This is a genomic window from Paenibacillus aceti (assembly GCF_003614185.1).
Lineage (GTDB): Bacteria > Bacillota > Bacilli > Paenibacillales > Paenibacillaceae > Fontibacillus > Fontibacillus aceti.
In genome coordinates, this window is the sequence record NZ_KZ987724.1 from 252,764 (window position 1) to 273,912 (window position 21,149).

21 protein-coding genes are annotated in these 21,149 nt (G+C 50.2%); 17 read left to right on the plus strand and 4 right to left on the minus strand.

Annotated features, from left to right (window positions below; translation table 11 throughout):
* The first annotated feature begins 19 nt into the window (after positions 1 to 19).
* Complete coding sequence (gene pheT / locus BFJ94_RS01065) at positions 20 to 2,470, plus strand: phenylalanine--tRNA ligase subunit beta (RefSeq protein WP_120460376.1); 2,451 nt, start codon at positions 20 to 22, stop codon at positions 2,468 to 2,470.
* A 123-nt stretch (positions 2,471 to 2,593) separates the two neighbouring features.
* Complete coding sequence (locus BFJ94_RS01070) at positions 2,594 to 4,522, plus strand: cell division protein ZapA (protein WP_120460378.1); 1,929 nt, start codon at positions 2,594 to 2,596, stop codon at positions 4,520 to 4,522.
* Between the two features lie 89 nt (positions 4,523 to 4,611).
* Here the strand turns inward: BFJ94_RS01070 and BFJ94_RS01075 are convergent, their stop codons facing one another.
* Positions 4,612 to 4,983 carry a cupredoxin domain-containing protein gene (locus BFJ94_RS01075; protein WP_120460379.1) on the minus strand — a complete coding sequence of 124 codons (372 nt, stop codon included), beginning with the start codon at positions 4,981 to 4,983 and terminating at the stop codon, positions 4,612 to 4,614.
* Between the two features lie 210 nt (positions 4,984 to 5,193).
* The gene (locus tag BFJ94_RS01080; protein WP_120460381.1) at positions 5,194 to 5,556 is read right to left on the minus strand and encodes a phage holin family protein; all 363 of its coding nucleotides are present in this window, start codon (positions 5,554 to 5,556) and stop codon (positions 5,194 to 5,196) included.
* Between the two features lie 166 nt (positions 5,557 to 5,722).
* Between BFJ94_RS01080 and BFJ94_RS01085 the strand changes: the two genes are divergently transcribed.
* The 3 genes from BFJ94_RS01085 to BFJ94_RS01095 all read left to right on the plus strand — a co-directional run bounded on the left by BFJ94_RS01085 (position 5,723) and on the right by BFJ94_RS01095 (position 9,633).
* Positions 5,723 to 8,086 (plus strand): endonuclease MutS2, encoded by a 2,364-nt coding sequence (locus BFJ94_RS01085; RefSeq protein WP_120460383.1) that lies wholly within the window; start codon positions 5,723 to 5,725, stop codon positions 8,084 to 8,086.
* A 169-nt stretch (positions 8,087 to 8,255) separates the two neighbouring features.
* Positions 8,256 to 8,789, plus strand: a complete 534-nt coding sequence (locus BFJ94_RS01090) for a hypothetical protein (RefSeq protein ID WP_120460385.1) — start codon at positions 8,256 to 8,258, stop codon at positions 8,787 to 8,789.
* A gap of 199 nt (positions 8,790 to 8,988) precedes the next feature.
* Positions 8,989 to 9,633 (plus strand): hypothetical protein, encoded by a 645-nt coding sequence (locus tag BFJ94_RS01095; protein WP_120460387.1) that lies wholly within the window; start codon positions 8,989 to 8,991, stop codon positions 9,631 to 9,633.
* Positions 9,634 to 9,647: 14 nt separating this feature from the next.
* On the opposite strand, the gene BFJ94_RS01100 is transcribed toward BFJ94_RS01095, so the two are convergent.
* Positions 9,648 to 10,877, minus strand: coding sequence for an NAD(P)/FAD-dependent oxidoreductase (locus BFJ94_RS01100; RefSeq protein WP_308424634.1), 1,230 nt, complete (start codon positions 10,875 to 10,877; stop codon positions 9,648 to 9,650).
* Between the two features lie 480 nt (positions 10,878 to 11,357).
* On the opposite strand from BFJ94_RS01100, the gene BFJ94_RS01110 reads away from it, so the two are divergent.
* The 11 genes from BFJ94_RS01110 (at position 11,358) to modB (ending at position 19,348) form a co-directional block, all read left to right on the plus strand.
* A complete protein-coding gene (locus BFJ94_RS01110) occupies positions 11,358 to 11,591 on the plus strand; it encodes a spore coat protein (RefSeq protein ID WP_120460393.1) in 234 nt (77 codons plus the stop codon).
* A 57-nt stretch (positions 11,592 to 11,648) separates the two neighbouring features.
* On the plus strand, positions 11,649 to 12,068 hold the full coding sequence (locus BFJ94_RS01115) for a spore coat protein (protein ID WP_120460395.1): 420 nt from the start codon (positions 11,649 to 11,651) through the stop codon (positions 12,066 to 12,068).
* Between the two features lie 209 nt (positions 12,069 to 12,277).
* On the plus strand, positions 12,278 to 12,778 hold the full coding sequence (locus BFJ94_RS01120; RefSeq protein ID WP_120460397.1) for an Lrp/AsnC family transcriptional regulator: 501 nt from the start codon (positions 12,278 to 12,280) through the stop codon (positions 12,776 to 12,778).
* A gap of 13 nt (positions 12,779 to 12,791) precedes the next feature.
* A complete protein-coding gene (locus BFJ94_RS01125; RefSeq protein WP_120460399.1) occupies positions 12,792 to 14,000 on the plus strand; it encodes an aminotransferase class I/II-fold pyridoxal phosphate-dependent enzyme in 1,209 nt (402 codons plus the stop codon).
* A gap of 145 nt (positions 14,001 to 14,145) precedes the next feature.
* On the plus strand, positions 14,146 to 14,418 hold the full coding sequence (locus BFJ94_RS01130) for an aspartyl-phosphate phosphatase Spo0E family protein (protein WP_229716793.1): 273 nt from the start codon (positions 14,146 to 14,148) through the stop codon (positions 14,416 to 14,418).
* 135 nt (positions 14,419 to 14,553) lie between these two features.
* Positions 14,554 to 15,123: a cob(I)yrinic acid a,c-diamide adenosyltransferase gene (locus tag BFJ94_RS01135; protein WP_120460401.1), complete on the plus strand. Its 570-nt coding sequence runs from the start codon at positions 14,554 to 14,556 to the stop codon at positions 15,121 to 15,123.
* Positions 15,120 to 16,079 carry an RluA family pseudouridine synthase gene (locus BFJ94_RS01140; protein ID WP_120460403.1) on the plus strand — a complete coding sequence of 320 codons (960 nt, stop codon included), beginning with the start codon at positions 15,120 to 15,122 and terminating at the stop codon, positions 16,077 to 16,079. The genes BFJ94_RS01135 and BFJ94_RS01140 overlap by 4 nt, the downstream gene beginning before the upstream one ends.
* Before the next feature lie 229 nt (positions 16,080 to 16,308).
* A complete protein-coding gene (locus tag BFJ94_RS01145) occupies positions 16,309 to 16,674 on the plus strand; it encodes an arsenate reductase family protein (RefSeq protein WP_120460406.1) in 366 nt (121 codons plus the stop codon).
* 98 nt (positions 16,675 to 16,772) lie between these two features.
* Positions 16,773 to 17,663 (plus strand): 5'-3' exonuclease, encoded by an 891-nt coding sequence (locus BFJ94_RS01150; protein ID WP_120460408.1) that lies wholly within the window; start codon positions 16,773 to 16,775, stop codon positions 17,661 to 17,663.
* Between the two features lie 135 nt (positions 17,664 to 17,798).
* Positions 17,799 to 18,683, plus strand: a complete 885-nt coding sequence (modA, locus tag BFJ94_RS01155; RefSeq protein WP_120460410.1) for a molybdate ABC transporter substrate-binding protein — start codon at positions 17,799 to 17,801, stop codon at positions 18,681 to 18,683.
* Between the two features lie 8 nt (positions 18,684 to 18,691).
* Positions 18,692 to 19,348, plus strand: coding sequence for a molybdate ABC transporter permease subunit (gene modB / locus BFJ94_RS01160; protein ID WP_120460412.1), 657 nt, complete (start codon positions 18,692 to 18,694; stop codon positions 19,346 to 19,348).
* A gap of 261 nt (positions 19,349 to 19,609) precedes the next feature.
* On the opposite strand, the gene BFJ94_RS01165 is transcribed toward modB, so the two are convergent.
* Complete coding sequence (locus tag BFJ94_RS01165) at positions 19,610 to 19,909, minus strand: DUF3055 domain-containing protein (protein ID WP_120460414.1); 300 nt, start codon at positions 19,907 to 19,909, stop codon at positions 19,610 to 19,612.
* 221 nt (positions 19,910 to 20,130) lie between these two features.
* Here BFJ94_RS01165 and BFJ94_RS01170 point away from each other — a divergent pair, with 221 nt between their 5' ends.
* A complete protein-coding gene (locus BFJ94_RS01170) occupies positions 20,131 to 21,135 on the plus strand; it encodes an HRDC domain-containing protein (RefSeq protein ID WP_120460416.1) in 1,005 nt (334 codons plus the stop codon).
* The last annotated feature ends 14 nt before the right edge of the window (positions 21,136 to 21,149 follow it).

Below are 21,149 nucleotides of genomic sequence, written 5' to 3' on the forward strand. Positions count from 1 at the left end.
AGCGGAAAGGGGAATTCAGATGAAAGTATCAACCGAATGGTTATCCAAATATGTATCGCTGGAAAATGTAGATATCCCGGAGCTTGCGGAGCAAATTACGCGCTCGGGCATTGAGATTGATTCGATCGAGAATCGTAATAAAGGCGTGACTAAGGTCGTCGTCGGCTATGTGAAAAATAAAGAGAAACACCCCGATGCTGATAAGCTCAACATATGTACCGTAGATGCTGGCGAGGGCGAGGATCTGCAAATTGTATGCGGAGCGAAAAATGTGGATGCTGGGCAGAAGGTTCCGGTTGCGCTAGTAGGCGCTGAACTGCCAGGGGGCCTGAAGATCAAGAAGGCGAAGCTGCGCGGTGTTCCTTCCCATGGTATGATCTGCTCTGCTAAAGAGCTTGGCCTGAATGACAAGCTGCTGCCCAAGGAACAGCAAGAGGGAATTCTGGTGCTGCCGGAGCATGTAGAAATCGGCACTTCCATCTCGAAGCTGTTGGGGCTTGATGATCAGGTGCTTGACTTCGATCTGACACCGAATCGTTCGGATTGCTTAAGCATGCTGGGTGCGGCTTATGAGGTAGGAGCTATCCTGGGCAGAGACATCAAGCTGCCGACACCGGAGAAGGATCTTGTCGAAGTACAGAAGCCAGCTAGTGAATATATTTCCGTGAAAATAGATGCGCCAGCCTTATGCGACCACTACGCGGTTCGATACATTTCAGGTGTGAAGATCGCACCTTCACCGCAATGGATGCAGAATCGCTTGATGGCGGCGGGTGTTCGGCCGATCAACAATATCGTGGACATCACGAATTATGTCATGCTGGAATATGGGCAGCCGCTGCATGCTTTTGATGCGGATAAAGTCGCTGGCGGCGTAATCGGCGTTCGTCAGGCACGATCCGATGAGGGCCTCACTACATTAGATGGTCAGAAACGCAAGCTGGATGCAGGCACGCTTCTGATTGTTGACGGAGAAGATAAGCCGGTCGGTCTGGCTGGTGTCATGGGTGGCCTCGATTCGGAAGTAACCGAGCAGACGGTGAATATCGTACTGGAATCGGCCAAATTCAGCGGTAGCTCAGTACGAGTGACATCCCGTCATCTGGGGCTACGCTCGGAGGCGTCCCAACGCTTCGAGAAAGAGGTTGACCCGAATGCGGTAATACCGGCTTTGAATCGCGCAGCTGGCTTAATGATGAAGCATGCTGGCGGCAGCGTGCATCAAGGTGTCGTTGAAGCGGTCACTAAGCAGCCGCAAGAGAAGATCGTTTCCTTGTCTCTGGATAAGCTGAACGCCTTCCTGGGAACAGATATTTCTTCACTGGAGACCAAGACGATTCTCAGCAGATTGCATTTCGATTGTGGCGAGATCTCTGATAATAAAATTGAAGTGCGAGTTCCGACTCGTCGCGGGGATATTACCCGTGATGTGGATCTGATCGAAGAGGTCGCACGCTTATATGGATATGACAACATCCCGACGACGGTGATTGAAGGGCCGACGACAGCAGGCGGTTATACTAAGCCGCAAGCGCTGCGTCGCTCTCTACGCAATCTGCTGGTGCATGGTGGCTGGCAGGAGGCGATGGGATATTCCTTCGTCAAAGAAGGCAGCGGCAAGCTGTTCCCGCGTCTGGGTAACGGGGAATATGAAGTGAAGCTAGCGATGCCGATGAGCGAGGAGCGGAGTGTGCTGCGCAGCAGTCTGCTGCCAGGTCTCGCAGATATCGCGGCATATAATCGCAATCGCAAGCTGGATAATCTGGCGCTGTTTGAAATCGGCAATGTATTCCTATCCTCTGAGGAAAAGCTGACGAAACAGCCGCAGGAACTGTCCGTGCTAGGTATGCTGCTGACTGGAGCTCGCAGTGAGAAACGTTGGAATACTCCGGCGGAGAATGTCGATTTCTTCGATCTCAAGGGAGCGCTGGAGAGTGTATTCGAAACGCTGGGATTGAACGGACGCATCTTCTATGAAGCGGATAAGCCGAATGGATTCCATCCGGGACGCTCCGCTTCGATGTATCTGAATACGGCGGAAGGCAAGCTCTGGATCGGGACTCTTGGCCAGCTTCATCCGGAATTACAGCGTGAGATGGATCTTGATGATACGTATGTAGCCGAATTACTGCTGGAGCCTATTTACCGCTATGCGGGAGAGACAGTGGTGTATCGTGATTTACCGCGTTTCCCATCGATGCAGCGAGATATTGCTGTAGTTGTAGGAGAAGAGGCTCAGGCAGGAGATCTGATCGGTACGATCCGTCAAACGGCAGGTGAATTGCTGGAATCCGTGGAGGTATTCGATGTGTTCACCGACAGCAAGCTGGGAGAACGCAAGAAGAGCGTTGCACTGTCACTGGTATACCGTCATAAGGAACGGACGTTAACCGATGAGGAGATCACAGCGGTGCATGGAGCTGTGGTTGGCGCACTTGAACAAACTTTTGCTGCTGAATTAAGAAAATAGAGCAGGAATTGTACAAAGTCACATCGAATCAAGTATGGGTAACCGATTCGATGTGACTTTCGTGCAAAAAAATGCAAAATTCAGACACCCAGAATAACCGCGGATTAGAAGGAGGCACAAAGTTTGAATACCCCTGACCGGATTAGTGTAAACGTAGATATTTACGGTACTTCTTATAAAATTGTAGGCAGTGACGAAGTGTATATGAAGCAAATCGCTAAGCGTGTGGATGAGCAGATGCGGATGATTTCCAAGGCGTATTCTCATCTGGATACTCCTCGTTTAGCGGTATTAACCGCTGTGCGTATGACGGAAGAGGCTGCGAAGACGGAACGGCTTGAGAATGAGCTGCATAGTCTGCAGCAGGACAAGGCGGCGGTCGCTCAGGAGCTGGAGGTGTTCAGGACACTGAACGCCAAGCAAGAGGAACAGCACGCCAAGCTCCAGGAAGAGTATAGCGATTTGAAGGATCAGAAGAAGGCGCTGGCGGACAAGCTGGCAAGTGCAGAAGCGACCATCAAGCAGCGAGAGGCGGAGTATGCCAAGCTGTCCAAGGATCGGGAAGCTGAGTATGCCAAATTGTCCAAGGAACGAGATGCCGAGCAGTTGAAGCTGGCCAATAAGGTGCAGGAACTGGAGCGTCAATTGAGTGAACAGCGGAATAGCAATTCCCAGCTGCAGAACAAGCTTCGCACATCAGAGCAGAATTTGCAGCGAGAGAAGAGTGAGCGTGATAAGCTGAATGCTCAATTAAAGGCCGCTCAACAACGGGAAGAGACGGCCAAGACAGATGGACAACGTCTGAAGGCGGATCTTGAGAAGCTGGAGCTGCAGAAGAAGGGGATCCAGCAATCCTTGCAGGGTGCAGAGGCTGAGGCGAAGAAGCTGCAGCAGCATATGCAGGAAGCGAATGCGCGGGAGAGCAAGCTTCGTTCCGAGTTGGATAAGGTTCTGCAGAATGAGAAATCATGGCAGAAGCTGGCTGAGAAGCGCAGTGGAGAGCTGAGTAGTCTGGAAACGAAATTGTTGGAGACGATGAAGGAACTGGAGAAGAACGAGCAGCAGCTGCAATTCGCTACGAAGGAAGCGAATGCGGCCCGTCAGAGTCTACAGGTTGAGCAGGACAAGCAACAGCAGAGCTTAGCCGAGCTTGAGGAGCTTCGCGCGAAGCTGAAGCAAGCTCTATCGGACCGGGGCACTGCGATTATGAAGGTAGAGGCGATGGAAGAGGAGAAGATCCGTCTGGAGGCGGAGATTCGAAGTCTTGGCGAGCGTATCCATGGCTTGGAAGAAGAATCGAGAGAGTATGCAGAGCTGGCGGAGTCCAGTGAGTCAGAGAACGTTCGGCTACAAGGGAAGGTTCAAGCCTTAGAAGAGCGTATCCGTGGCCTGGAGGAAGATGCGAAAGACTATGCGCAGCTGGCAGAGTCTAGTGAAGCAGAGAACCACGGCTTGTCAGAGAAGGTTCGAGGTCTGGAAGAGCAACTCCAGGGGTTGATGAGAGAGGCGAGTAGATTTGCTCAGGAAGCTGAAGCGAGTGAAGCCGAGAAGAATCGCCTGAAGGAAGAGGTTCAAAGTCTTGGCGAGCGTATCCGGGAGCTGCGGGAAGAGGCGAAGGGCTATGCCCAGCTGGCGGAAGAGCAGGAACAGGCGCGCAAGAATGCGGAGCAGCAAGAGCAGGCCTGGAGAACGCAGCTGACCTCAGCGGAGCAGGAGCTTGCTTCCTGGCGTGAGATCGAGGCGGATCTGCAGCGACAATTGAATACATGGCAGCAGGAATGTGCGGCTAGTGCAGAGAAGGTTGACGAGCTGACCGGGGAGTATGAGACGCTGCAGCAGGAGAAGGAGAAGATGTCCGAGCAGCTTCAGCAAATTTCCGAAGGCTACGAGATCGTATCGCATGAGTATCATCTGTTAAGATCGGCTAGGGAATTGGAGCAGGAGAATGTACAGAAGATCGAGGAAGAGTATAAGCGCCTGAAAGAGGACTATGCCAAGCTGCAAAATGAGTATGATGAATGGATCGAATTGATCGAACAGGATAATAAGTAACGCATGAGCATATGAGCTAAAGCTGATACATGTTCGCGTTATAGAATTCGAGGGTCCTTAGGCGATTTGCCCAAGGACCCTTGCTGCTGTTACTCCTCGACAATAATTTTCGAGATCATACTGGAATGCCCGGTGCCGCACATAATGGAGCAGGCTACTTCGAATTCCCCGGTCTCATCAGGAATAATCGTCTTGGACTCGCTTTTGCCGCTCAGCTGGAGCTTGAGTCCAGGTACGAGCATTCCGTGATTCCCTTCGGTGCTCTTGAATGTAATCTTCACCGGGACACCCTTCTTCAAGTGATATTCGGGCTGATCGAATTGAAAATTAGTCGCCTCGATCGTAAGCTCGGCCTCCGGTTTCACGTTGTTATTCTCTGCGCTTGTATTGGAACCGCTGCCACAAGCAGCCAGTACAAGCAATAACACAGATGTAGCCATGAATGCAACAGTCTTTTTCACACTAATCACCTGCAATATAATATTATTGTGACAAATTTAAGAATATTATAGCGCAGGTTTTTAACGGAAAGAGGAGAATGATATGAATAATTAGTGAACTTTTACCAAAAATTTCTGGAATGTGGGATATATAAAGAAAACTACCCCGAACCCACCATCGCTGGAGGCACGGGGCAGTTCACGGATCTGATGGCCAAAATCGCGGGGAGCTTAACGGGAGCGATCGTCACGGCCTGCTTCAAACGGCGTAGAAACAGGGATGAACAGATCGATAATCCCGATCACTAATGCTGCCAGCAAAGCGCCGATTATGGACACAGAGACTCCGGATACGACAAATTGGGCGAGCCAGATCACGAGAGCGCTGGCCAGAAACCCGACGATTCCGCGACCAAATGGAGTGACCTTCTTACCGAAGATGCCCTCAATAGCCCAACCCAATAAGGCAATTACAAGAGCGAGCACGAGAGCGCTCCAGAACCCACCGACACTGAATTGTGGAACAAGCCATCCCACAACGAGCAGCACCAGGGCGGAGACGATAAAACGGACAACATGCCCAAGAAAATGCATGGTATTTGCCTCCTTTTTTTTAAATGAAATACATCTGGCAACTCTATATTATGATGTTCATGAAAGACGGTTCTTATGTGTCTGTATTTATAATTAGGGCGAAATAGCGAAATTTGGGCGGTTTCGATATAATGTAACCATAGCTCGAGAGAGGTTGTGAAGTTTCTTGGATCAGAAAATACTTCAAACAATGGAATACCCGAAAATAATAAATCAATTAGTCAACTATGCGCAGACCTCGCTAGGCAAACAGATGGCGGAAGAGCTTCAGCCAGTGACCCAACTTGAAGATGTGAAATTGCTGCTGCAGGGGACTGAAGAAGCCTTCACGGTTGATCGGCTCAAGGGTTATCCTTCCTTCGGGGGGATTGTAGATATATCGTCGGCTGTGCGACGCGCCCGCATCGGCGGGACGCTGAATCCCCATGAATTGTTGGGAATAGCGACGACGCTGGAAGGCTCAAGACGGCTCAAGCGGTATCTGTCGGCCATGCATGAGGACAATCCGGTGGAAATTCTATTCACGCTGAGCGATTCCTTGAGTGAGCAGAAGCCGCTGGAGGAAGCGATCAAGCGCTGTGTGGATGATAGCGCGGAGATTATGGACTCGGCAAGCTCGGAGCTATCGCAGATTCGCCGCGAGCTGCGTGGCGGTGAAGTGCGAATTCGCGAGAAGCTCGATGCGATGATCCGTTCGTCGACGGTGTCGAAGATGCTACAGGATCAGATCGTTACGATCCGTGGAGATCGCTTCGTCATTCCGGTTAAGGCGGAATACCGCGCTCATTTCGGCGGAATTGTCCACGACCAGTCCGGTTCCGGAGCGACGCTGTTCATCGAGCCGGAGTCGATCGTAGCGATGAATAATAAGCTGCGGGAGACGAGACTGCGGGAGGAGCGGGAGATCGAGGTCATATTGCAGAAGCTGACCGCCCTCGTAGGAGATCAGGCCGAGCTGCTGCTCTATGATATCGATATTCTGGCGCAGCTTGATTTCATGTTCGCCAAGGCACGCCTGGCGCGCGAAATGAAAGGCACGCTGCCGCGGATGAATGATCGTGGCTTCATTAAGCTGCGTCGAGGACGCCATCCGTTAATTCCGGTTGAGCAAGTCGTGCCGATTGATGTGGAGCTCGGCAATCACTTCTCAACGATTATCGTCACCGGTCCTAACACAGGCGGGAAGACGGTTACGCTGAAGACGATCGGCCTGCTGAGCCTGATGGCGATGTCCGGTCTATTCGTTCCGGTAGAGGATGGTTGTCAACTATGTGTATTCGATGCGATCTATGCGGACATCGGCGATGAGCAGAGCATTGAGCAGAGTCTCAGTACCTTCTCTAGCCATATGACGAATATTATCTCAATTCTGAAAAATATGACGCCGAAGAGCCTGGTTCTATTGGATGAGCTGGGGGCGGGTACAGACCCGGCCGAAGGCTCGGCATTGGCGATTGCAATTCTGGAGCATATTCATTCGCTGGGCTGCAGAATGGTCGCGACCACCCATTATAGCGAGCTTAAGGCCTATGCCTATGAACGCAAAGGTGTCATCAACGCCAGTATGGAGTTTGACGTCAATACATTAAGCCCGACCTACCGTTTGCTGGTAGGGGTACCTGGTCGAAGCAATGCATTTGCGATAGCCGAACGACTCGGACTCCCAGCCCCGATCCTTGAATTTGCCCGCGGTGAGGTCAAGGAAGAGGATCTGCGGGTAGAGAATATGATTGCCAAGCTCGAAGAGAATCGCAATATCGCCGAGCAGGAGCGCGAGAATGCCGAGAAAATACGTAAGGAAATGGAAGATCTGCGCAGCAGGCATGCGGCCGAGCTAGAGAAGCTGGAGCAGCAGAAGGAACGCTATCTTGAGAAGGCCGAGGATGAAGCGAGAGCTGTTATCGCCAAGGCTCGCAGCGAAGCCGAGAAGATTATCGATGAGCTGCGCCTGCTAGCCATGGAAGAAGGAGCTTCGGTGAAGGAGCATAAGCTGATCGCTGCCCGCAAGCAGCTCGACGAGGCGGAGCCGGCGCAGCGCAAGAAGGCAGCCCCTCGCAAGGCGGCTAAGCCGAAGCGCTCGATCCAGCCTGGTGATGAGGTGAAGGTGCATAGCTTGAACCAGAAAGGCCATGTTGTCGAGCTGTCTGGCGACAAAGAAGCGCTTGTCCAGCTTGGTATCATGAAGATGAAGGTTACGCTCGACGATCTTGAGCTGATTGGCTCAGCTCCTGTTACGAAGCCGATTCAACGAACCGCAGCCAATGTGAAACGAACCCGGGATGAGAATGTCCGGACGGAGCTGGATCTGCGGGGAGCTAATCTGGAAGAGGCGCTGATTGAAGTGGATCGCTTCATTGATGAAGCTTACTTGAGTAATCTGGGTCAGATCTATATTATTCATGGTAAAGGGACAGGAATTTTGCGCAGCGGCATTTCAGATTACTTGCGCAAGCATAAGCATATCAAGAGCTACCGTCTTGGAAATTACGGAGAAGGCGGCACAGGAGTTACGGTGGCAGAGCTTAAATAATTCGTATGTAACGGATTAATCCAAGTGGGAGGAATAAGATCATGCTGAAGAACCTGGCTAAGGTTTTATTCGCGGCTGCCGTATGCTTCATTATCGCGGGGATCGTCTATCTGTGTGTAGCATAACTATTTGACGCGAGAGCGGTCTTGAAACGGAAAGGAAGAGGACAATGGAAACGACATTATGTCCATGGTGCCAGACAGAAATTGTATGGGATGAAGAGATAGGGCCTGAGGAATATTGCCCTTATTGCAATAATGAATTGAAGGGCTACCGCACTCTGAATGTCGGAATCGGTGGGATCGAGGATGAAGCCGATGGCTACGACGACGAAGAAGATGAGGAGCAATCAGATTTCTGGGAGCATGAAGAGAGCGGACATCTCGATGCGATCCGCCGAGTCGAGACTTTCACTAAGGCGGGCGGAGATTTGCTGGCTTATGAGTCCGGTGTCGAGAAGCTGCTGGATAACCAGGAAGAGGTGCCGGAGTGCCCGCATTGCCGTGAATATATGCTGCTTGCCGGAAGCCAGCCTTTGCCGGACAGCTTCGTACCTGCGGTTCCTGCCGGATTGCAGAAGCCGTTAGTACCGAAGGCGGCCAAGCTGGATATCTACATTTGCTCCGCTTGCTTCCACGTAAGTCATTTCTTGAAGGAAGACGATCGGATGCATTTGATCCGTACGGTGAGCGAGGAAGAATAGATATCAAGGGGCTGTCCAGAAAGTCTATGAGAGCTGACCGCTGGACGCCCCGTTTTTGTTGAAAGTGATTAATAAGTACAAAAAAATCGCCTAATCTTGCAGAATGGAAGTTACCACACAACCAACTCAGGAAAGGGCGATTTTTTGCGTAATCTATCGACTAATATTAATAATCGTCCAATCGAGGAGGCTTAAAGAGATGAAAAAAAACCGATTCATTTCCATGATGGCATGTTCTGTATTGCTGCTTTTAACCGTTGCATGTTCTTCCGTCGGAAAGGTCGATCAGGTTGGTCTTGGTGAACCAGTGACGATTGGAGCTGCCCAAGACTTCCCGAGTTACGCAAGCATAGATAGCTTGTCTCAAACAGCGGATACGATTATCAAGGGAACGGTGATAAGTACCAGAGTTGAAAAGATCAACGATATGGTCAAATCGGATTCTGAGGACGAGCAGGTTAATCCAGGAGGGGAGCCATCTGATATCAGCAAAATTTATACGATCTATACCGTCAAAATAAATGATACCTATAAAGGAAATTACAATCCAGGAGATACTATCGAAGTTAAACAATTGGGCGGTCAGATTGGAACTGAAAATTTTGTATCAGAAAATAAGTTGGAAATTGGAAGTGAAAGTGATTACATCTTTTTCTTGGCTACTTATGTTAATACACCCGCAAATCTTTTGAATCCTATTCAGGGATTATATGTTTATGAACCACGATCTTTAAGTGAAGATGGGAAAATGAGCGATCGAGTCAAGATCACGGGTGCACATCCAGATAATAACTTAATACTCAAATTAGAGGACTTAAACAAAATAAAGAGTGAATACCATTGATGTTTATCCAACACTCAGGGGTTCGGCTTGGTTGTCCGGGTTAGTGAGAATAGCTGCATATCCGGGCGCGCTGTTCCGCTGATGACGTCTGTGACCATCTCTGCCGCTACCGTATTACATACGGTGCCATTCCCTCCATAGCCCTCGATAAAATAGCAATGCGGATAATCCGGGTGCGTACCGATATAAGGCAGTCCGTCATGAGTATGTGCGAATACAGCTCCCCAGCTATAATCGGCTCGGATCGAAGCGGCTTGCGGGAACATTTGCTGGACGTAATCGAGCAGCTGCTTGCTTTTCGCGATATACCGACTCTCATCGAGCTCTCCGCCAGGGAGTTGTTCATCTAGCCCACCGGCGATAATCCGCCCGTCCGGGGTCGTCCTTAAATAGTAATAAGGCCGCGCCGTCTCCCAGATAAGGCATCGCTCATACCATTTCTCAATTTTCCCGACCGGTTCGGTGACGATGACATAGGAGCTGGTCAATTCCGCGCCCTTTTCCTTCTTGTATCGCTGGGTCTCATATCCAGTGGCAAAGACAACCTGCTTGGCGGTAATTAGCGATTTACCGCAGCGGCACACCACCCGGTCCGACTTGAATTCACACCCGCTTATTGCCGAACGCTCGAAGATCCTCGCCCCCTGCCTGACTGATTGCTCAACCAGACTCTGGATGAACGCATAAGGATTTAATTCGGCATCTCCTTTGGTGTAAATAGCGCCAGACTTTGTGAACGGAAAATGGGCAGAAATCTGCTCCTCATTCCACCATGCTGCATCGAATCCGTAATGCTGTAACGTGTTGTATTCTTCACGAAGCATAGGCAAATCCTCTGGAGTGCTTGCATAATAGAGGCTGGCGCGGGGAATCAGTCTGGCGATCTCTGGAAAGGACTGGCTGATCCGCAGCAAATGCTGGATGGCTTCCAGGCAAAGACAGTAGAAATGAACTGCAGCCTGCTCACCGAATGTATGAATCAAGGAAGTTAGTGTCTTATCATTAGAGAACTGCAGCAGACCGGTATTGGCCAATGAGCTGCCAGAAGCAATGGTGTCCCGTTCCACAAGTACGGTGTCGATATTTTTTTGCGAGAGCAGATATGCGGTTAAGGCCCCTCCCATACCTCCTCCGACGACGAGGACCTCACAGTCTATATCTTTAGCTAGAGCAGGATATGTAGTGGGATTAGGGGTTGTGGTTTGCCAATAGAGTTGACCGGAATGCAATTTCAAATAACCCACTCCTTATAGATGAAGTTCAAAAAGCACATTTTTGATCACGAAGTAGCTCTAGAAGTAACTCGACATCGAATCTCGAATTCAGCCGGGCCTTCCGGTGCTCACGTACCCACAACGTACGCTCCGCTCCTCAGTCCCTGCTTCATCCAACCTTCTCGGTGCTGAAAAATGAGTTTTTGAACCACTATTTAAAGTGATGAAGTTCAAAAAGCACATTTTTGATAAGAAAACCGATCGAAGTCATTCAAGGGTGGGCGACCGCGATTCAAAGGTAGGTTTTCTTGCGATATAGAATTCATCAGCTTTCGCTGATAACGTATAAATTCTATATCTAACACGAAGTAGCTCGACATCGAATCTTGAATTCAGCCCAATTAGCTTGTTCACAAGGATGTCATCAGTATGTCCATTTTCAGGCATTATAAAAAATAGTTTCCGGGACATAATAGGCAAGAATTGAACTAAATTCAGGAGGAATAGGGCATGAACAATATGCAAATGAAACCTCTCTCAGGGAAGGAATTGGATTATATCTCCGATTCGCTATCCAATGAGAACATGCTTATCAAGCTATGTGCCGCAGCTAAAAGTGTGTCTGCTAATCCGCAGATCAGTCAGGTGATGGGACAGCATCTTCAAATGCATGAGCAGCATACTCATCAAATGATTGAAATGATGAAGCAGCATCAGCAGATGGCTCCTACTCAAAGTCATTAACACCAAGACGGCCGAGGGAGCGAATGTTCTGACTAAATTTCAGGAGGATAGCTTACGATGAACCAACAACCAAATCAACAGCAGAATCAACAACAGAACCAACAGATATTGAAGGAGCAGGATCTGCTGGATGTGATTCTGTCGGATCTCAAAAGAACGGTTAGGGAATATACGACAGCTACGACGGAATCGGCCTGTCCTGTCGTCAGAAGAATGTTCACGGATCTAACTAACAGTACGCTGCGCATGCAGGGGGAATTGTATCAGGTGATGGATCAGAATCAGATGTATCCTACCCCAGCTCCGGCTCCGCGCCAGCTTATCGACAAGGAGATTCAGACGGCTCAGCAGAATCATCAGCAGGCCCACCAGCTCTCGCAGCAGCAAGGGATGCAATCCGGGTCATTCATTCATCAGAGTAATGTAGAGACCCATTCTTCGAATGTAGGGGATTCGCAGAATCCATACTTAAGCTAAGCCGAATAGGTGGTATGGCGACTCACCAGTATTACCGTACTAGCCGTCCGCACTAAGGGAGATGATCCTTTATGGTGGACGGTTTTTCTTTGCAGAAGCCAGAAATTCATGTAATATTAATATTAAATTTAGTTTTCGGCGGGATTGGCAAGGATGTTCTTACTGGCATCAGTTGTCGCCTGGCCGGAAGCAGCGCTGGAGGATGAAGGATGAGACAAATGAGCGAGCTTAAGCTGAAAGTGCTGGATCTCCTGAAAGAGGACGCGAGGCGCGAGCCTGAATTGTTAGCGACTCTGCTTGGCGCGACTCCTGAGGAGGTTGCCGCTGCGATCACGGAATTGGAAGAGGATAATGTGATCGTCAAGTACGCGACAATTGTAAATTCCAGCAAGCTTGATGATGAGAAGGTGACGGCGTTAATCGAGGTGCAAATAACGCCTGAACGCGGTAGAGGATTTGAAGCGATTGCGGAGCGCGTCTATTTGTTCCCGCAAGTCATGAGCGTCTATCTGATGTCCGGCGCGTATGATTTGCTGGTAGAGGTGGAGGGGCGTAATTTGAAGGAAGTGGCGAGCTTCGTATCCGACAAGCTATCTACGCTGGAATCCGTGCTTTCGACCAAGACCCATTTTATTTTGAAGAAGTATAAGCAGGACGGCATTATTTTTGAAGATCCTGAAGAGGATCGCCGACTTTTGATATCTCCGTAAAGGAAGTAATGATATGAGTGTAAATTCGCAGGATGTAGACAACAATAGCAAATCGATGACATCTTATCTATCTCCAGTAGTGAGGGATATACAGCCCTCAGGTATTCGTCGTTTTTTTGACCTGGTTAGCGGCAATAAGGATATTATCACACTAGGTGTTGGTGAACCGGATTTTATAACTCCTTGGCATGTTCGGGAAGCGTGTGTATATTCATTGGAGCGTGGGTTTACGAGCTATACGTCCAATGCAGGCATGCCGGAGCTTCGCGAAGCCATCGCGGAGTATCTATATACTAGCTATGATGTGAAATACGATCCGAAGGACGAGATTATCGTGACTGTGGGCGGAAGCGAGGCGATCGATCTTGCGCTCAGAGCATTGATTGTGCCTGGGGATGAGGTGCTTGTCCCGGCTCCATGCTATATATCCTATTCTCCGATCACTTCGATCGGCGGAGGGGTGCCGGTGGAAGTCGAGACCTATGCGGAGGATAGCTTCAAGCTGAAGGCGGAGCATCTGCAGGCCAAGATTACACCGAAGTCCAAAATATTAATCCTGAACTATCCAAGCAACCCGACCGGCGGTATTATGACCTATGAGGATTGGTTGCCGATTGCCAAGGTAGTTGAGGAGAATGATCTGATCGTCATCGCTGACGAGATCTATTCGGAGTTGACCTATGACCATAAGCATGTCAGCTTCGCCTCGATCCCAGGCATGAAGGATCGTACCTTGCTCGTGAATGGCTTCTCCAAGGCTTTTGCCATGACCGGCTGGCGCATGGGTTATGTGTGCGGACACTCGGATCTGATCTACGCGATGCTGAAGATCCATCAATATACGGTGATGTGTGCGCCGGTGATGGGGCAGGTGGCTGCGCTTGAGGCTTTGAAGAACGGTCTTGAAGAGAAGGATCATATGGTTGAGTCTTATAACCAGAGAAGACGCTTGATCGTTCAGGGACTACGGGATATTGGATTGACCTGCCATGATCCGCAGGGGGCTTTCTACGCCTTTCCTAGCATCGCATCGACTGGACTTAGCTCCGAGGAATTCTCGCAAAGGCTGTTGATGGAGGCGAGGGTGGCTGCTGTACCTGGCAATGCTTTTGGCGGTGGTGGCGAAGGCTTCCTACGTTGTTCCTATGCGACCTCGGTCAGTCAGCTTAATGAAGCGCTGCACCGGATGGGTCAATTCGTCCATAAGCTGAAGCAAGGTTAGGACTGGCGCTGCTCCCAGCATATTATTCACCTGGGAAAATGGTTCTATTTAACATTTCTTTCAGTTATTAATTGATCATTGTCCAATTCATATGGTATAATCTGTTTTCGGAGGAAGGTTATAGTTTCTCAGGGAGGGATAACAGTTGGGTTGTGGTGAATACAATCTGGTATATGATATGGCGGGGCTCTTGATCGCTGAAGAAGATGAATCGGACAAGTGGATGGTAGAAGCGAGCCGTAAGACTTCACCACAAGCAATGACCTTGGAGGATGAAATTCATATACTACGTAATAAAATGGAGAAGATCTTCTTGCAAGAGAAATCTTTTACCTCAGATATTGTAATTGAAGTCAGTCATATGTTAGATCTGAAAATTAACGAGTTTATGAAGAACAGGCGCAGCAAGAACCATTAATAATAATTGATCTGATAGGATTCAGAGATGCAGAAGATCTTTCAGGAGATCTTCTTTTTTTCGTGGAAAAGCTCGCAGCATCGATTTATGGTATATTTGAAATATCGATTTTCTCGCGGACAGGAGGAATAAATGATGACGATTTATACGCGGACGGGTGACCAGGGTCAGACCTCGGTGATCGGCGGAAGGGTATATAAGGATGATGAGAGAGTAGAAGCCTACGGTACGATAGATGAATTGAATTCCTTCGTCGGTCAGGCGGTGAGTCTTGCCGAGGGAGAGAAGTTTACTGATTTGCGAGAGGATTTGCTGCAGGTTCAGCAGGAGCTGTTCGATTGTGGCTCAGATCTGGCTTTTGTCAAAATCAAAGAGAGTAAGTATAAGGTGGGGCCTGAGCTGTGGCAGCGACTGGAGCAATGGGTCGATCGGTATGAGCAGGAGAATCCGGTGCTTGAGCGCTTTATTCTTCCGGGCGGCTCTCAGTTAGCTGCCGTTCTTCATGTCTGTCGTACGGTCTGCCGCCGTGCTGAGCGCCGGGTAGTGACCTTAGGCCATCAGACGGAGATTAACGAGGATGTTCTGAAATATATAAACAGACTGTCTGATTTCTTCTTCACGGTAGCCCGGACTGCAAATGCTCGTCTGCAGGTTCCTGATGTAGAATATGTGCGCAGCAGGAAGGTGTTTGGCCATAAATCATGACGCAATACTATGAACCCATTATTTATAGAGTTACAGAGCTTGAGGAAGGCTGGCTTGTGAAGACCGTGCTGCAGCGGCGTCTCGGTGTATCACGGAAGCTGCTGTCGCGAATCAAGCTGACCGAGCGCGGAGTGATGCTGAACGGGGAGAGAGTCTACATCAGCGTGCCGGTGAAGGCTGGCGATGTCGTATCTATCTCCCTGGAGCAAGAGGTGTCAGACGACATTCTACCGCAGCCGATTCCGTTTGAAATCGTGTATGAGGATAATGCCCTGTTGATCGTGAATAAGGAGCCGGGGATCATCGTTCATCCGACCCATGGTCACTATATGAATACGCTCGCGAATGGGGTCGTTCATTATTGGCAGGCCAAGGGGGAGAGATACCGATTTCGCCCGGTGCACCGGCTGGATCAGGAGACAAGCGGGATTATCGCTATAGCGAAGAATGCTTATATTCACCAGCATATCTCCGAGCAGCTTATCGCGGGACAAGTTACGAAGAAATATGTTGCTCTCGTTCATGGCTGTCCTCAGCCGGAGGCGGCTGCCATTGACGGTCCGATCGATCGTGATCCGCTAGAGCCACATCGCCGCATCGTGACCGAGGATGGATACCCTGCCTTAACCCATTATGAGGTGAAATCCTGCTATGGACAGGGGCGGGGCTCCTTGATAGAGCTGAGGTTGGAGACAGGGAGGACGCATCAGATTCGGGTCCATATGACGTCCATCGGACATCCGCTGATCGGCGATAAGATGTATCGCTATCCTGAACTGGACAAGCTGGCGGAGAGCGAGCGCCAGAGTATTGACGAATTGGACGGCCTGATTGAACGGCAGGCGCTACATGCTGCGGAGCTTGGGTTCCGCCATCCGTTGACGGGGGAGGAGCTGATATTCTCAGCTCCGTTACCGGCGGACATGGCAAATTTACAAGAAAAACTGCAGGCCTGAATTTTAACGAAACGGGGTATCGCTAATTCCGCCCAAAAGGGTGAATTGAACATCTGACGAAACTAGGTAACGCTATTTGAGCAAATTTCTGGCTTAAACCCTGGATTTTATTAAAATAACGATATGGAGTTTCCTTAGATTCAAAAGCCCCTCATTTTTGCGAGAATAACGATATGGTGTTTCGTTGGAAATCTGAGGGAGATTATAATTAAATTCAGGAGGGATTGAGATGAGTATACTGACGGTTTATCACTATCCGAAATGCGGTACCTGCCGCAAAGCGGTGAAGTGGCTGGAAGAGCACGGACATCAGCTGGAATTGCATAATCTTAAGGAAACGACCCCTTCAAGTGAAGAATTGACGGCCATGATCGACCGCAGCGGACTGGAGCTGAAGAAGTTCTTCAATACGAGCGGTGAAGTGTATAAGGAGCTGGGGCTTAAGGACAAGCTTCCAGGGTTGTCACGGGAAGAGGCGATCGAACTGCTGGTCGCGAACGGCATGCTGATCAAGCGCCCGCTTGTTACCGATGGTCAACAAGTAACCGTGGGCTTCAAAGAGGAAGGATATAAGCAAGTCTGGGGAAAAAAGTAGTTGAACTAGGGCAAGGACTGATCGGAAGAACATTTCACCCGGCCGCCTGCATCTGGACTCATAAGTTCAACTTTCTAGTAGAGGAGTTAGTTATAGCAATGATCGAACAAACGAAGGAACGTTTATTATTAGTGGACGGGATGGCTTTGATGTTCCGAGCCTTCTATGCTTCAGCTGCCAGCGGTTATATCCGGCGGACGAAGGCGGGGCTTCCGACCAATGCCGTCTACGGATTTATGCGCTATTTCTGGGACGCTGTACAGAAGTTCGAACCGACGCATATCGCCTGCTGTTGGGATTTGGGCAGCAAAACATTCCGCACGGAGCAATTCTCGGCTTACAAGGGCAACCGTTCCGATGCGCCAGATGATCTGATCCCGCAGTTCTCAGTGATTCGTGAAGTGATGGATAGCCTTGGTATTCCTAATGTCAGTGCGCCTGGCTATGAAGCCGATGATTGTATCGGTTCATTGGCCGCTAAATTTAGCGAGGATATGGATGTGTTCATTCTGACTGGCGACCATGATATGCTACAGCTTATCACTGAGCAGGTTAACGTCATTATTATGAAAAAGGGCCATGGCAATTACATGGTATACACGCCGGAAAGCCTGCTCGAGGAGAAGCAATTAAGACCTAGGCAAATCATCGATATGAAAGGGCTCATGGGCGATGCTAGTGACAATTATCCGGGGGTGCGCGGGATCGGCGAGAAGACGGCGCTGAAGCTTGTGCAGGAATATGACTCGGTTGAAGGTATACTGGCTAATCTGGACGGGCTATCGAAATCGGTTCGTACGAAAATAGAGAATGATCTGGATATGCTGCATCTATCCAGACAGCTTGCTGAGATCCGTTGTGATGTGGAATTGGAGTGCTCGATTGAGGCTTGTTGCTTCGAACTGAACCCGGCGCTTGTGATCTCCAAGTTTGAGGAACTGGAGATGGCCAGTATCCCATCCTGGATGGGGCTGGCTATGGCCAAGTAAGGTTAGAGCGGTTTACTTTAAGGGGGGTTCCCACTAAAAATGTTTAATTTACATTGGGGGAGCCGCCCTTGTTCTATGTTTGCACGGACTATCGCCTATACATAATTAATTTTTTTGAGTGGGGGATGAAGAAAGATGAAGAAGAAGAGGTCATTGAGAATATTAATGTCCCGTATGAAGGGGAGATCCACTGGGCTATTAGGGTTGCTGCTGCTTATCGCTGTACTGCTGGTCGCCTGTGGTGGGGGGACAGGAAGCGAGGACGCGGCGGGAACCGCTACTGCCGACGCTGCTGCTAACGGAGCAGAGACGACAGAGCCGGTTACACTCATCGTGTCAGCAGCGGCAAGCTTGCGAGATAGTCTGGAGAGCCTTACTCCGCAGTTCGAGCAGGAGAATCCAGGCATTACCGTAACTTATAATTATGGAGCGTCAGGTTCATTGCAGAAACAGATCGAGCAAGGCGCACCGGCGGATGTATTCCTATCGGCTGGACAGAAGCAGATGGATGCGCTGATTGAATCAGGACATATCGAGGCGGAACAGAGCCTCAATCTATTAAAAAATAGTCTGGTCGTCATCGTACCCGCAGATGCTAAGGTTGTCCCGGAGAGTCTGAACTTACTAGAGGACGCTGACACTGGCATCGGGATGATCGCTGTCGGTGAACCGGAGGTGGTTCCGGCCGGAATGTATGCCAAGGAATCGCTGGAGCATGAACAATTGTGGGACAAGCTCTATTCCAAAATGGTATTCACCAAAGATGTAACCCAAGTGCTCACCTATATCGAATCCGGGAATGCGGATGCCGGGTTTGTCTATCTGAGCGATGCGAAGTCTTCTACGAAGGTGAAAACCGCATTTGCGATCGACGATTCCTATCATCGGCCGATCGTCTACCCTGCTGGAATGGTGGCTGAGACCAAGCATAGGGAAGCGGCCCAAGCTTTTATGCAGTTCATTCGGGGAACGGCGGCGAGTGACATCTTCACAGAGCATGGCTTCACGGTGGCGGAGTAGACGAATTGATGAATCGTGATTTTCTCATTCCGGTCGGTCTCTCCTTAAAGGTAGCGCTGATCGCCGCCGTGCTTGCTTTCCTGCTGGCCGGACTTGCGGCCTGGCGGATCGCGGATAAGAAATTCAGAGGCAAGCTGCTGCTGGAGACGGTCTTCATGCTTCCGATGGTGCTGCCCCCGACCGTTGTCGGCTTTCTGCTACTCGTCATCTTCGGGCGGCGCGGATTCATCGGCAGAGCCTTCGAGTGGCTGACCGGGATGCCGATTGTGTTCACTTGGGGAGCGGCTGTATTGGCTGCGGCGGTCGTCGCCTTTCCGCTCGCTTATCAGGCCGCAAAGGCGGGCTTTGCCTCGATTGATCGCGATCTCCTTGAAGCCGGGCGCTCGCTGGGAGCTTCGGAATGGAAGCTGCTATGGCTGGTGGAGATCCCGCTTGCCCAGCGCTCGCTCCTGACTGCGTTCATCCTGGCCTTCGCCAGGTCGCTGGGGGAGTTCGGGGCGACGCTAATGCTCGCTGGCAATATCCCGGGCAGAACCCAGACGTTGCCGACGGCGATTTATATGGCAGTAGAATCCGGAGATATGACATCGGCCTGGCTATGGGCGGCGCTGATGATCCTGATCTCCTTCATCCTGCTCGCCGCAACCAACCCCCGCTCGGAATGAACGGGGGTTTAAGTCTGCCTATTGCGAATACGAAACATGGGCTGTCCTAACGCTCTGAATTGTAACGAAACGTGGTATCGCTATTTGCCTCAAAAGGAGCGATTTCAAAACCTAACGAAACGGGGTATCGCTATGGGGACAAATCAGGGACTAAATAGTGGATTTTCACCCAAATAGCAATATGGTGTTTCGTCCCGATAAAATCCCGCCCCGACCAGATAAATTCCTCTCGAAAATGCAGGCGTACCCAGTTGAAGTCCATTAATCTGTGAAGTAAGGGTCGCCGACCACTTGGTAGAGGAAAGTTCGCAGTTCCTCGCCCTCTTGCTCATCCAGAGTGAAGAGACGCTCCAGATAGCCTTCTTCCTCCAGATCATCTGTGCCAAGGATGGCTGTGCGTCCATTCTGTAAATCGGCGACGAGCTTCTTGCCATAGAAGCGGTTTGTCGTCGTGACCGCGAGATCAAAGCGTTTTAGTGAATGTCCGATGAAGGTGACGAATCTCGTTGAGGTGCTCTCCGTGCTGTCGGATAAGAAATCCAGATCATTTGGGTCAGTCATAATATAGACCTCCTTAAATTGCAATGTCTTTTGTCATTATATCGGAAAAAATAGGGTTTGTGGGAAAAGGTGCTATAATCGTTGACAGTCCATTAAAAGATGGTACAATTAGGGATAACAGTATACGTCTGGGGGAAGTACCTCTCTTGCTATTAGCAGGGGAGGTGTTTTTTGTTGTTCTGGCCCCTTATGTAGCTGAATGTATAAAGGAGGCGAAGGGTATGAGGATCGTATTTCTAAACAGTATGGAGAAGAGCTTGGAGGAAGGAGCTACAGCAGAGGCGCAGGTCTGGATCGGAGAAGATGAGGGAATATGGCATATGGGCTGGAATGAGCTCAAGCTGGAGGGGCAGCAGGAGACGGTCTGGTTCGAGGGCTCCTCGTGGTCGGAGATGCTCCTCGTCTACCGACATCGGCTGGCTGCCAAGCTGAGCGAAGGCTTCAGGCCGATTATCGAAGGGATATGGAACGAGGGCGATCTGGTGCAGGGCAGGGGCATGGCGGCGCAGAGATTGGTCTGTTATAGTGAGCTGCATCCGAATCAAGAACTGTATGCTGAACTCGTATCCTGGCGGAGAAGGAAGGCGTCAACGGAGCGTAAAGCCCCGTATTTGATAGCTAGTAATCGGCTATTGAGATTGATCAGTGTGTTCTGCCCGCATACCAGGGAAGAATTGCTGCAGCTGCCCGGTGTCGGCGAGAATAAGGCGAATGAATATGGGGCTGAGCTGCTAGAGCTAACGCAGAATCGTGAGCAGACGAGAGCTTTCCCGCTGGACTGGGTGGAACAGACTATAGATGATGAAGCCTTCCGCTCTTGGGTATATCGACAGAAGGAAGTCAAATATCGGGCCGAGGCCGAGAAATTCAGCCTGCGCCGCAAGGTGCTGGAATGTCTGGCTGAAGGGATGAATATCAACGATATCTGTCTTCAGACGGGAATGGAGCGGAGGGATACGCTGGCCATGCTCGAGGTGCTGGAGAAGGACGGCTACCAGATCGAGGAGCTGATCAAGCTGGAGCTGCAGGATATGCCAGATCAGGAACAGACAGCGGTATGGCAGGCCTTCGCCGAGCTCGGCGATGCTTTTCTGAAGCCGGTGTTGCTGCGGGTGTACGGGAAGGAAGGGGCTGAGGGGGGCCAAGCTGATCTATTATACGAGCGTCTGAGATTGATCCGTCTTCAATTCCGTCGCAGCGCGGAATCGGCTCAGAGAGCGGGATAGCTTGTCCGCGAAGC

What these genes read in the sequence shown, in the direction of transcription:
- pheT (WP_120460376.1), top strand. Translation starts at nt 20, where the DNA reads ATGAAAGTATCAACCGAATGGTTATCCAAATATGTATCGCTGGAAAAT.
- BFJ94_RS01080 (WP_120460381.1), bottom strand. Translation starts at nt 5,556, where the DNA reads ATGCATTTTCTTGGGCATGTTGTCCGTTTTATCGTCTCCGCCCTGGTG.
- BFJ94_RS01090 (WP_120460385.1), top strand. Translation starts at nt 8,256, where the DNA reads ATGGAAACGACATTATGTCCATGGTGCCAGACAGAAATTGTATGGGAT.
- BFJ94_RS01095 (WP_120460387.1), top strand. Translation starts at nt 8,989, where the DNA reads ATGAAAAAAAACCGATTCATTTCCATGATGGCATGTTCTGTATTGCTG.
- BFJ94_RS01110 (WP_120460393.1), top strand. Translation starts at nt 11,358, where the DNA reads ATGAACAATATGCAAATGAAACCTCTCTCAGGGAAGGAATTGGATTAT.
- BFJ94_RS01115 (WP_120460395.1), top strand. Translation starts at nt 11,649, where the DNA reads ATGAACCAACAACCAAATCAACAGCAGAATCAACAACAGAACCAACAG.
- BFJ94_RS01120 (WP_120460397.1), top strand. Translation starts at nt 12,278, where the DNA reads ATGAGACAAATGAGCGAGCTTAAGCTGAAAGTGCTGGATCTCCTGAAA.
- BFJ94_RS01125 (WP_120460399.1), top strand. Translation starts at nt 12,792, where the DNA reads ATGAGTGTAAATTCGCAGGATGTAGACAACAATAGCAAATCGATGACA.
- BFJ94_RS01135 (WP_120460401.1), top strand. Translation starts at nt 14,554, where the DNA reads ATGACGATTTATACGCGGACGGGTGACCAGGGTCAGACCTCGGTGATC.
- BFJ94_RS01140 (WP_120460403.1), top strand. Translation starts at nt 15,120, where the DNA reads ATGACGCAATACTATGAACCCATTATTTATAGAGTTACAGAGCTTGAG.
- BFJ94_RS01145 (WP_120460406.1), top strand. Translation starts at nt 16,309, where the DNA reads ATGAGTATACTGACGGTTTATCACTATCCGAAATGCGGTACCTGCCGC.
- BFJ94_RS01150 (WP_120460408.1), top strand. Translation starts at nt 16,773, where the DNA reads ATGATCGAACAAACGAAGGAACGTTTATTATTAGTGGACGGGATGGCT.
- modA (WP_120460410.1), top strand. Translation starts at nt 17,799, where the DNA reads ATGAAGAAGAAGAGGTCATTGAGAATATTAATGTCCCGTATGAAGGGG.
- modB (WP_120460412.1), top strand. Translation starts at nt 18,692, where the DNA reads ATGAATCGTGATTTTCTCATTCCGGTCGGTCTCTCCTTAAAGGTAGCG.
- BFJ94_RS01165 (WP_120460414.1), bottom strand. Translation starts at nt 19,909, where the DNA reads ATGACTGACCCAAATGATCTGGATTTCTTATCCGACAGCACGGAGAGC.
- BFJ94_RS01170 (WP_120460416.1), top strand. Translation starts at nt 20,131, where the DNA reads ATGAGGATCGTATTTCTAAACAGTATGGAGAAGAGCTTGGAGGAAGGA.